At 71.1% G+C, this 9,594-nt stretch carries 11 protein-coding genes; 5 read left to right on the top strand and 6 right to left on the bottom strand.

Features of this window, described 5'->3' with window-relative positions:
* Window positions 1-91: 91 nt before the first annotated feature.
* Window positions 92-1,048, bottom strand: a complete 957-nt coding sequence (locus ACIBHY_RS52325) for an SCO7460 family lipoprotein (RefSeq protein WP_397310750.1) — start codon at window positions 1,046-1,048, stop codon at window positions 92-94.
* Between the two features lie 101 nt (window positions 1,049-1,149).
* On the opposite strand from ACIBHY_RS52325, the gene ACIBHY_RS52320 reads away from it, so the two are divergent.
* Entirely contained in the window at window positions 1,150-1,746 is a 597-nt protein-coding gene (locus tag ACIBHY_RS52320; RefSeq protein WP_397310749.1) for a TetR/AcrR family transcriptional regulator, read from the top strand.
* A gap of 354 nt (window positions 1,747-2,100) precedes the next feature.
* On the opposite strand, the gene ACIBHY_RS52315 is transcribed toward ACIBHY_RS52320, so the two are convergent.
* The 4 genes from ACIBHY_RS52315 to ACIBHY_RS52300 are packed head-to-tail and all read right to left on the bottom strand — an operon-like array spanning window position 2,101 to window position 4,559.
* Complete coding sequence (locus ACIBHY_RS52315; protein ID WP_397243490.1) at window positions 2,101-2,541, bottom strand: hypothetical protein; 441 nt, start codon at window positions 2,539-2,541, stop codon at window positions 2,101-2,103.
* Between the two features lie 52 nt (window positions 2,542-2,593).
* Window positions 2,594-3,190 carry a class I SAM-dependent methyltransferase gene (locus ACIBHY_RS52310; protein ID WP_397310748.1) on the bottom strand — a complete coding sequence of 199 codons (597 nt, stop codon included), beginning with the start codon at window positions 3,188-3,190 and terminating at the stop codon, window positions 2,594-2,596.
* A 10-nt stretch (window positions 3,191-3,200) separates the two neighbouring features.
* The gene (locus tag ACIBHY_RS52305; protein ID WP_379633141.1) at window positions 3,201-3,755 is read right to left on the bottom strand and encodes a GNAT family N-acetyltransferase; all 555 of its coding nucleotides are present in this window, start codon (window positions 3,753-3,755) and stop codon (window positions 3,201-3,203) included.
* Between the two features lie 42 nt (window positions 3,756-3,797).
* Entirely contained in the window at window positions 3,798-4,559 is a 762-nt protein-coding gene (locus ACIBHY_RS52300; protein ID WP_397310747.1) for a sirohydrochlorin chelatase, read from the bottom strand.
* A gap of 187 nt (window positions 4,560-4,746) precedes the next feature.
* Here ACIBHY_RS52300 and ACIBHY_RS52295 point away from each other — a divergent pair, with 187 nt between their 5' ends.
* Window positions 4,747-6,039: an MFS transporter gene (locus ACIBHY_RS52295; RefSeq protein ID WP_397243496.1), complete on the top strand. Its 1,293-nt coding sequence runs from the start codon at window positions 4,747-4,749 to the stop codon at window positions 6,037-6,039.
* A gap of 55 nt (window positions 6,040-6,094) precedes the next feature.
* Here the strand turns inward: ACIBHY_RS52295 and ACIBHY_RS52290 are convergent, their stop codons facing one another.
* Window positions 6,095-7,387 (bottom strand): MFS transporter, encoded by a 1,293-nt coding sequence (locus tag ACIBHY_RS52290; protein WP_397310746.1) that lies wholly within the window; start codon window positions 7,385-7,387, stop codon window positions 6,095-6,097.
* Window positions 7,388-7,473: 86 nt separating this feature from the next.
* Between ACIBHY_RS52290 and ACIBHY_RS52285 the strand changes: the two genes are divergently transcribed.
* The 3 genes from ACIBHY_RS52285 (at window position 7,474) to ACIBHY_RS52275 (ending at window position 9,590) form a co-directional block, all read left to right on the top strand.
* Window positions 7,474-8,154, top strand: coding sequence for a GntR family transcriptional regulator (locus ACIBHY_RS52285; protein ID WP_397243500.1), 681 nt, complete (start codon window positions 7,474-7,476; stop codon window positions 8,152-8,154).
* A 9-nt stretch (window positions 8,155-8,163) separates the two neighbouring features.
* On the top strand, window positions 8,164-8,532 hold the full coding sequence (locus ACIBHY_RS52280; protein ID WP_397243502.1) for a DUF2203 domain-containing protein: 369 nt from the start codon (window positions 8,164-8,166) through the stop codon (window positions 8,530-8,532).
* 68 nt (window positions 8,533-8,600) lie between these two features.
* Window positions 8,601-9,590 (top strand): hypothetical protein, encoded by a 990-nt coding sequence (locus tag ACIBHY_RS52275; RefSeq protein WP_397243504.1) that lies wholly within the window; start codon window positions 8,601-8,603, stop codon window positions 9,588-9,590.
* Window positions 9,591-9,594 lie beyond the last annotated feature (4 nt).

Here is a 9,594-nt window from a genome sequence, read left to right as displayed (position 1 = left end):
CAACCTCCTCCTGACGCGCATCAGGAAGCACGATCGACACGCACCACACCCACAAGCCGCATGACCCCCGACGAATTAACGGGCGCGACCACTAGGTGCCGGCGGGCAGGCGAAGGACGCCGCCCTGGTCCCTGACGTCCTCCAGCACGCGCATGTCACCGACCGGGTTGCCCTGCGGATCCACCGTCATCGCCAAGGCCTCGTCGCCCTGGCACTTGGCCTGCCGGGTGTCGCAGAACAGCACGTACCCCATGAGCCGGTCCACGCGGCCCGGCCGCAGGCGCCACAGCCCGACCACGCCGCCGACCATCGCGCCGGGACGGTTGGCGGCCAGCCACTCGGTCGCGCCCGCCCGTGCCCGCTTCTCGAACTCCTGCCGCTGGTCGAAGGGCCGTACGATTCGCGCGGACGGCTCGTTGGCCGGCGAGTAGGAGGCGACCAGATAGGGCTCTCTGGACAGCGCCGCGAGCACCTTCGTCTCGGTCATCCGCAGAAACGTCGGCAGCCCCTCCCCGCCACGGGGGCGTTTGGCGGCGACGGCGGGAGTGGCGAAGTTCACCGCGAGCGCCCTGTCCGTGGCCAGGCACTCGCGTACCGTGCCGAGGAACGACGCGATGGTCGCGTTCGTGGGGGCCGCCTCGATCCAGACCTCCGACAGCGGCGTGTCGGCGGCGATGATGGGGTGCCCGCACCTCTGGAACCCCGCCGCCAGCCGCCGCCAGTTCTCCCCGAGGTCCTTGCCCTTCTGCACCGCCGCCGCGAGCTGGCTCTCGCACGGCTTGCGGTCGCAGGTGCCCTTCTTCGCGTCGATCCTCAGGCGTACGACGGTGTCGGGGTCGCCGGTCAGCGCGAACGTGATCTCCGACCCGTTGGTCTCGGGGAACAGGTTGCGCGCCCCGATCACCTTCAGCTGCCCCGGGTAGAGCTTGCCCGCCAGTTCCTCGGCACGGCTCCGGTCGTCGCCGGTGCCCAGCGAGCACCCGCCGGCCAGCACGGCCATCCCCAGCAGGCCGGCCACCCACCGCCGCCGCCGTCTAGAACGCTCCATGACAGATCACCTTAATCCCCCCGGGGCGACCTGGGACAGAGGTCCAAGGCCTTGTCTGCCTACTACGATCGTCCTAGTACGGGTGCCGCTACCATGGCCGCATGCCGCCGACCAACCCCGGCCGTCGCAGGGCCCTGACCGACGCCGCCATCGAACTCCTCGCCGGGTCCGGGGCGCACGGGCTGACCCACCGCGCGGTCGAGCAGGCCGCCGGGCTGCCCCAGGGCACCGCCTCGAACTACTTCCGCACCAGAGAGGCGCTGCTGCTGGCCGTGGCGGAGCGCGTCAGCGAGCTGCACCTGGCCGACATGGCCGAGGCCACCCGGCTGACCGAGGTCTCCGCCGACGGCATCGGGCAGACCGTCGACCTGCTGGCGGAGTCGCTGTTCGGGGCGGCGACCGTGCTCCGTACCCGCTATCTTGCGATCTTCGAACTCCAGCTGGAGGCCGTCCGCCGCCCGGCCATGGCCCCGGCTCTGGCCGGTATGCGGGCCACCGCCCTGCGCCTGACCGCCGGCCACCACGCCGACCTCGCCCTGCCCATCCCACGGGACAGGGTCGCGACCCTGATCACGCTGTACGCGGGCGCGCTGTTCACCCTGGTCACGGCTCCGCCCGAGTCGATCACCAGGGAAGGCGTCCACGAGGTCGCCCAAGCCATCGTCCAGGGCTCCCTGCCCGGCACACCGGCCACATAGCCCTGCGCGGGGTGGTCCGTCGAGAGGCGGGCGGGGCGGTCTGCGGACGCGGCCCAGGTGGGCACAAAGCGCCCCAACCTGCCCGAACGTGCTGCGGGTGACGGTGGCCCGTACGGCGGCACGCCCGCCCGCACGCGGCGTGTGCGGCGTCCGGGTGAAGCCCTCGTCCCGGAGGCGTCGCGGGGTGGTGGGGGCACACAAGGTGGGCTGGCCGCCTGTCCCGGGTGTCGTGTGCGTGGTGCCCGGAGACGCGCGTCCGGGGCGAGGGCGCGCAAGGCGGTCGGCCCGCTCGGTCCGGGCGCCGGGCGCGGTGTCCGGAGGAGGGGTTGGGCGGTCGTGGAAGGGGCGCCTGGGTTAGAGGTAGGCGCGGGTGGCGGTGATGAGGTCGGGGGTGGCGTCGCGGGTGTCGACGTAGAGGGCGGTGCCGGGGGTGCGTTCGCGGATGTCGCGCTCCCTGATGGCGAAGACGGCCGGGGCGGCGGCGCCGTTGCCGTAGCGGGAGGCGATGGCCGACGTGGCGGCTCGCCGTACGTCGGCGACGACCTGGCGGGTTTCGTGCCCGGTGCCCGAGGCGGCCGCGTACCCGAGCATCGCCGCGAAGCGGAGTTCGGTTTCCGAGGCGGGCCGCTGCTGGGGCAGGACGGGGCGGTCCAGCCAGAAGACCTTCCCGGCGAGGAAGGCGTCGTAGGGCAGCTCGCGCGCCGTCTCCGTCAGGAGCGCGCCGAACTCGGCCAGGTCGGCGTCCGGCGGCAGGTCCGTCGTGACGAGCAGCGGCACGATCAGCGAATCGAGCATGGCAGGCACCCTTTCGTGAGGTCGCTCATCGTAGGGGGCGGCACTGACATTCTCACGCCGGGCGGGGCGGTGTTGGCAGCGGTTTGGTCCAGGTGAGGGAGTACCGCCACAGCAGGTGCCGTCGCCACCGTGCCCCGGGCAGCAGGGTCAGGGCTTCGCGGCGGACGGCGGACCAGGTCATCGTGGGCGCGGCGACGGGCGTGTTCTGCTCGGCGCCGCCGTGGACGCGGGAGACGATCTGGTGCTTGACCACGCTCATCCCGTCGATCACCCAGTCGAGGAGTGTGGCGTTGGTGGCGATGCCGATGACGACGAGCCGGCCGCCGGGGCGCAGCAGGCGCGCCATCCCGGTCAGGGCGGGTTCGAAGTCCATGTGATGGAGGGTGGTGACCGTGGTGACGAAGTCGTAGGACGACTCGGGCAGGTCACTGGCCAGGAAGTCGGCCTGGAGGTAGTCGGGGCGGCCGCCGATGGCGCGGGCCTCGGCGATCATCTCGGGGGAGACGTCCACCCCGGTGACGTGCCGGGACAGGGCGGACAGTTTGCGGGCCAGCAACCCGTCTCCGCAGCCCACGTCCAGCGCTCGCGCGCAGTCCGCGGGGACGTTCGCCAGGACGAAGGGGTGGAAGGCGATGTTGTGGTTCCACATCGGCGTCACTCTAGACGTAGAGGGAGTTCCATTCGTCCACAATGGCCGAGTGGACGACGGAGTCGCGCCAGCCGTCGGGCGCGAGCACGTGGTGCCGGATCCGGCCCTCTTCGATCATCCCCGCCGTGAGCATCGCCAGCTGGGCCGGGATGTTGGCCGGTGCGCGCGCGCCCCAGATCCGGTGCAGGCCCAGCGACCGGAAGCCGAAACCTAACAGGAGCCTGATCAGGTCGGTCCCGATCCCGCGCCCCCACTGGTCGGGCCGCAGGCCGAGACCGATCTCCGCGCTGTGCGGGTGGTCGGCCTCGACGTGCAGGCGGGCGACGCCGATCACGCCGTGATGGTCGGGATCGGTGACGGCCAGGAGGTAGAGGCGCCGGGGTTCGGTCGCTGCCGCGGCCATCGCTTCCTCGACGATCCCGGCGACCTCGTCGAGGGAACGTGGATTGAACGGCAGATGCTCGGTGGCCGCGCGGTTGCCGTAGATGGCGTGCAGGGCGTCGATGTCGGCAGGCGTGACGTCCCGCAGCCCGAGACGCTCGCCGACGACGTTGACGCAGTGCATGCGCTGACGTTAACGCCTATATAGTGATCTTTACAAGTGTTGTCAAGTCGCTAGTTGACTACCGTAAGCTCGGGCGACAAGTTCGGCGATCGCGCCGTGCGCTCCCAGGAGGTCGGCGTGGCCGGCGCCGATCTCTGTGGCGGCCTGTTCGACCAGGCCGGAGGGCGCGTCGATGGCGCACGGGGCGATGGCGAGGCGTTCTGCGCCGGCCGCCCGCAGGCGTTGTGCGGCCACGGCCACGCCGGGCTCGCTGTCGAGTGAGGCGGCCACCACCGGCATCGTCAGGCGGGAGGCCAGCAGCACGGCGGTGGGCTGGGCGGCCGCGACGGCCCGCTCGCCGCCGAGCGTGCCGAGGATGACGGCGTCGACGGGGCTGCCGACGTTCAGCAGGCGCACGCGGTCGGCTCTGGCCAGGCCGCGCTCGGCGAGGCGGATGTGCAGGGCCTCGGCCAGCAGCGGGTGCGGGCCGAGCGCCTCGGTGACGGCGGCCTCGGCGCCGCTGGCGGCCACGGCCTTCCCGATCTCGCCGAGGACGGCGGGATCGTCCCAGGTCAACAGGGGTACGACGACGCTTGCCCGGCTGCCGGTCAAGGCCTGGGAGAGCTCGGTGACGGCGGTGAGGCGTACCTCGATCTGCGGGTTGTCGACTCTCACCACGGCCGCGATGTCGGCGGCGGGTCCGTCGGTGCCGCCGGGACAGGCGAGCACGAGCACGGGGGCGTCCGGGGGTAGCGACGCGGGGACCGGACGACGGTGCCGGCCGCCACCGGGCCGGGGGGAACGTTCACGTACAGGCAGGCTCACAGGCGCGCATTTTATGCGTATTCGCCGATCCATGTAACGAAACCGGGCTGCGATTCGATCACGAGGCGAATGTGATCGAGATCACATCGTGACGTTCGCGAATGTTGACGGATGGTGACGAATGAGAGCAGGGTGAAGCAACTAGAAACGCGTTCTAGAGCGACAGTTCAACCCCGGAGGACTTGGGATGAAGCCGTTCTATGTCCGCGAACTGCACGTGTATCCGGTGGGCGGCAACCGCATCCGCCTGCTGGCCATCGCCGTGCTCGCCTCGCTGGTCGCCAACTTCGAGACCACGATCGCCACCATCCTTCCCCTGCTGCGCCAGGACCTCGGCATGACGCTGGAGGTCTACGGCCTCATCGCGGCCGCCTCGGTGCTCGTAGGCGGCCTGTCGGCCGGGTTCGGCGGCATCCTGTCGGACCGGTGGGGGCGCGTCACGATCCTCGTGCCCACCCTGACCGTCACCGCCGCCTGCAACTTCCTGCTGGCGACCGTCGAGACGACCACGGGACTGTTCGTGGTCAGGTGCCTGATGCTCTTCATCGAGGGCGCGGGGATCACCATCACCGCCTCGCTCGTGCGCGACTTCTCGCCGCGGCTGGGGCGGGCGCAGGCGTTCGGGTTCTGGACGTGGGGACCGGTCGGCGCCGCCTTCCTGGCCTCGCTGATCGCCAGCGTGACCCTGCCGATGTTCGGCAACGCCTGGCAGTCGCAGGCGATCATCATGGGCGTCGTCTCGCTGGTGCTGTGCGCGGTGATCATCTGGCAGATCGCCGAGCCGTCGGCCGCCCTGCGCGCCCAGGTCATGCGGGCCGAGTCGGCGGTCCGCGTCGAGGAGAAGATCGATCCCGGCCGGGTACGCGAGCTGTTCCGCCATCCGCACCTGTGGGCGCACGTGCTGGGCAACACCGCCTGGCAGGTGCTGTACTGGACCTTCGCGATCTTCGGCCCGACCATCCTCAACGAGGCCTTCGGGATGGAGACCGCCGCCGCCAACGGCGTCGTGGCCATCGGCATCCTCCTCAACGCGCTGGCCGTGATCGTGGTCGGCCGCTTCTCCGACCGGCTGCAGACGCGCAAGCCGTTCACCGCGGTGGGGACGGTCCTGACGATCGCCGCGCTCGGCTACTACGTCAGCCTGATCGGCTCCGCCGTCTCCGCCACCCAGATCACCGTCGTCTACGCGCTGATGTTCCTGTTCATGGGCGTCGCGTACGTGCCCTGGATGGCCAACTTCTCCGAGGACGCGGAAGATGTGGAGTCGCGGCTGCAGGGCGCGGCGCTGGGCATCTGGGGCATGGTCGTCCGGGTCATGATCGTGGTACTGCTGATCGTCTCGCCGCAGGTCGTGGCCGGGGGCGGCTGGCGGGCGTGGTTGCTGGTCGGCCTGGCCGGCCAGGTGATCTTCCTGGTGTCGATGGCCGCCTTCAAGGGCGGCTGGCGGCCCGCGCGACACGGCGCGAAGACCGCGGCCTGACCCTGAACGCCGGGCGGCGTTGGCAGCCGCCGCCCGGCGCCCCTTCCGCGGTGGCTCAGGCCCGCTGGGCGACCCGTTCGTCCTGGTCCTGGGCGGACGGCGCGATGGCCAGGCCGATCGCGGTGATCGCCAGCGCGACGATCACGTAGATCGACACGGCCAGCGTCGACTTGTAGGTGTCGAAGAGCTTCAGCGCGATGATCGGGGCCAGGGCGCCGCCGACGATCCCGGCCACCTGGTAGCCCATGGAGGCGCCGCTGTAGCGCAGCCGTGTGCTGAAGAGTTCGGCGATGAAGGCGGCCTGCGGGCCGTACATGGCGGCGTGGGTGATCAGGGCGACGACGGCGGCGAGCGCGATCAGCGGGAACGACCGGGTCTCCAGCAGCGGGAAGAAGGCGAAGACCCAGACGGCGGCGGCCACGACGCCGGCCAGGTACACGGTACGGCGGCCGACGCGGTCCGACAGGGCGCCGAACGCCGGGATGAGGAACAACTGCAGCGCCGAGCCGATCAGCACCGCGTTGAGGCCGACCGAGCGGTCCATGCCCAGCGTGGTGGTGATGTAGACGAGGATGTAGGCGGTGAAGGTGTAGAAGGCCACGTCCACGCCGATGCGGGCGGCGAAGGCGGACAGCAGCGCCCGCGGGTGCGTGCGGATGACCTCCAGGAGCGGCATCTTGGCCTTCGCGCCCTTGGTGTCGATCTCGGCGAACTGCGGGGATTCGGAGATGCGGCGCCGTACCCAGAAGCCGACCAGCACCAGGACTCCCGACAGCAGGAACGGCACCCGCCACCCCCACGACAGGAACGCCTCGTTGGTCAGCGTCAGGGACAGGACGGTCAGCAGGGCGGTGGCCAGGACGTAACCGGCGGGCACGCCCACCTGCGGCCAGCTGGCGTTGAAGCCGCGGCGGCGCTGGTCGCCGTGTTCCATGGTCATGATGACGGCGCCGCCCCACTCGCCGCCCAGGCCGAGGCCCTGGATGAAGCGGAGGGTGACCAGCAGGACCGGGGCCAGGATGCCGACGCTGTCGAAGCTGGGCAGCGCCCCGATGAGGAAGGTGGCGACGCCCATCATGAGAAGGGTGACGACGAGGACGGTCTTGCGTCCCACGCGGTCGCCGAAGTGGCCGAACACGACGCCGCCGAGCGGCCGGGCGACGAACGCGACGGCGTTGGAGGCCAGCGCGGCGAGCGTGGCGTTGAACGGGTCGAGCGTCGGGAAGAACAGCTTGCCGAAGACCAGCGTGGCCGCCGTCGTGTAGAGGAAGAAGTCGTACCACTCCAGCGACGTGCCGACCAGGCTGGCGAGGATCACCCGCCGCGTCTGTTGGGGGGAGCCAGACATCGCATCGCCTTTCGTAGGTGTATCTCTCAACGTAAGGATCGTTGAACAATTCGACAAGAGGTTTGTGGGGTGATTGTCTGTTACATGTGGATGACGCGGTTGCGGATCTCGAGCGCGAGCGATCCAGGCTCGGGCGCACCAGCACGGCGGAGCGGGTGGCCGACATCCTGCGCGACCGCATCATCGAGGGGTTCTTCGAGCCGGGGCAGCGGCTGTCGGAGGAGTCCATCTCCGAGGCGCTCGGCGTCTCGCGCAACACGCTGCGCGAGTCCTTCCGGCTGCTCGGGCACGAGCGGCTGCTGGACCACCGGCTCAACCGCGGCGTCTTCGTCCGCGTGCTGTCGGCCGAGGACGTGGCCGACCTCTACCGCGTCCGCCGCGTACTCCAGGACGCGGCGGTGCGCCGGCGCCCCACGGGGGCGGCGCTGGCGGTCATCAGGGAGGCGGTCGCCGACGCCGAAAGGTCGGCCGCGGCCGACGACTGGCGCGGCGTCGGCACCGCCAACATCCGCTTCCACCAGGCGCTGGTCGCCATGAACGGCAGCCCCAGGCTCGATGAGACCATGCGGCAGTTGCTGGCCGAGCTGCGGCTGGTCTTCCACGTGATGAAGAACCCGCGTGCCTTCCACGAGCCGTTCGTCGTGCTCAACCGCGAACTGCTCGAGCACATCGAGGCGGGACGCACCGACGAGGCGGCCGCCTTCCTCGCCGGCTATCTGGACCACGCCGAGCGACTGCTCGTCCACGCCTACGACCCCAGCCGATAGCGTGCGGTCATGGAGCGGACCTTCACCCTCGACGAGGCGCGCGCGATGCTGCCCGGAATCCTCGACGAGGCCGGGCGGCTGGTCGCCGCCCGCGCCGACCTCGCCGAGATCGCCTACGACCGCGAGCAGGAAGGCGTCTCCCCGCTGGGCGGCCTGGCCGAGCTGAAGGCCCTGGAGGCCCGGATCGAGGAGATCATCAGCGGCTGGCACGAGCGCGGGCTGCAGGTGAAGGGGATCGCGCCGGTGCTGCTCGACTTCCCTTCGGTGATCGGCGGGCGGCCGGTGGGCCTGTGCTGGATCGAGGGCGAGCGCGAGCTGGGCTGGTACCACCGCGACGAACTCGGCTTCGCCGGCCGGCGGCCCCTCCAGCGCGAATAGTGGCCGAGCTGTGACCAACTGTCCTGCTTCCTCACGGGTCCAATCCTGTGAGCGAAAGGAGGACGAGGATGAGGCACAGCTCAGCGGCCGCCACGGTCGTCGCGGCGCTGCTGGCGGCCGGATGGGCCGCGACACCTGCCACCGCGCACACCGGGGCGGCACCCGAGGTGAGGGCCGCATGGATCAAGTCCTGCACGGACAAGCAGGACGTCTCCTACCCGTGCGGGCAGTGGCGGCTGATCATGCGCGACGGCCGCACGGTCACCGTGCCCGGCGCCGCGGCCGCGGCCGCCGACGGAAAGGGCGTCCCGCAGTACCAGGAGGCGCCGTTCGCCGTCAGCGGTGACGGCCGCTGGATCGGCTACCTGCGCGCGAGCGACCACCGCCTGGTCGTACGGCGCGCCGCGGGCGGCCGGGTCACCGCACTGCCGAAGTCCCTGACCCCGAAGGCGTCGGGAAGCATGGACCTGACGCTGCGCCTGTCGCCGCACGGCGACCGGATCGCGATCGACCACACCGACGGCAACAAGCCCGGCAAGATCGTCACCGTCAGGACGGGAGCGACGGTGAACCTGCCGGCGGGCGACGTTCCGCAGGCCTTCAGCTCCGACGGGGACGAGCTGCTGGCCACGCGCAACCTCACCGACAACACCACCGCGCTGGTCGTGCACCACACCGACGGCCGGCCGCCGCTGCGGCGCACGCCGCCGCAGGTCATCGGCGCGGCCGGCGTGTACGCCCTGGCCGCCGACGGCAGGAACGCCGCCGCCCTCATCCCGGGCGACTACGACGGGGTCAAGCCGCCCAAGCTGCGCGAGTACGACATGACGAACGGGGAGATGGGTCCCTCGCTGAAGCTGGCGGCGCCCAAGGGCTACGTGCCCGCGGTCGCCTCCTACGACCGCGACGGCGGCCTCGGCGTGCTGTTCTACCAGGGGGAGAGCGGCACGGGGCACGCGTGGTCGGCCGGCGTGGACACCTCGGCGGGCACGCTCACCAAGCGTGACCACTACACGATCAGCGCGGCCAGGTACGCCGCGCGGCTGGCGGGGGAGTGAAGGC

The organism is Nonomuraea sp. NPDC050547, from assembly GCF_044457345.1.
In the GTDB taxonomy this organism is placed as follows: domain Bacteria; phylum Actinomycetota; class Actinomycetes; order Streptosporangiales; family Streptosporangiaceae; genus Nonomuraea.
Note: the sequence above shows the minus strand (reverse complement) of the source record. Positions and strands in the feature narration are given on the sequence as shown.

Coding starts and splice junctions, on each gene's coding strand:
- ACIBHY_RS52325 (WP_397310750.1), bottom strand. CDS start 1,048: ATGGAGCGTTCTAGACGGCGGCGGCGGTGGGTGGCCGGCCTGCTGGGG.
- ACIBHY_RS52320 (WP_397310749.1), top strand. CDS start 1,150: ATGCCGCCGACCAACCCCGGCCGTCGCAGGGCCCTGACCGACGCCGCC.
- ACIBHY_RS52315 (WP_397243490.1), bottom strand. CDS start 2,541: ATGCTCGATTCGCTGATCGTGCCGCTGCTCGTCACGACGGACCTGCCG.
- ACIBHY_RS52310 (WP_397310748.1), bottom strand. CDS start 3,190: ATGTGGAACCACAACATCGCCTTCCACCCCTTCGTCCTGGCGAACGTC.
- ACIBHY_RS52305 (WP_379633141.1), bottom strand. CDS start 3,755: ATGCACTGCGTCAACGTCGTCGGCGAGCGTCTCGGGCTGCGGGACGTC.
- ACIBHY_RS52295 (WP_397243496.1), top strand. CDS start 4,747: ATGAAGCCGTTCTATGTCCGCGAACTGCACGTGTATCCGGTGGGCGGC.
- ACIBHY_RS52290 (WP_397310746.1), bottom strand. CDS start 7,387: ATGTCTGGCTCCCCCCAACAGACGCGGCGGGTGATCCTCGCCAGCCTG.
- ACIBHY_RS52280 (WP_397243502.1), top strand. CDS start 8,164: ATGGAGCGGACCTTCACCCTCGACGAGGCGCGCGCGATGCTGCCCGGA.
- ACIBHY_RS52275 (WP_397243504.1), top strand. CDS start 8,601: ATGAGGCACAGCTCAGCGGCCGCCACGGTCGTCGCGGCGCTGCTGGCG.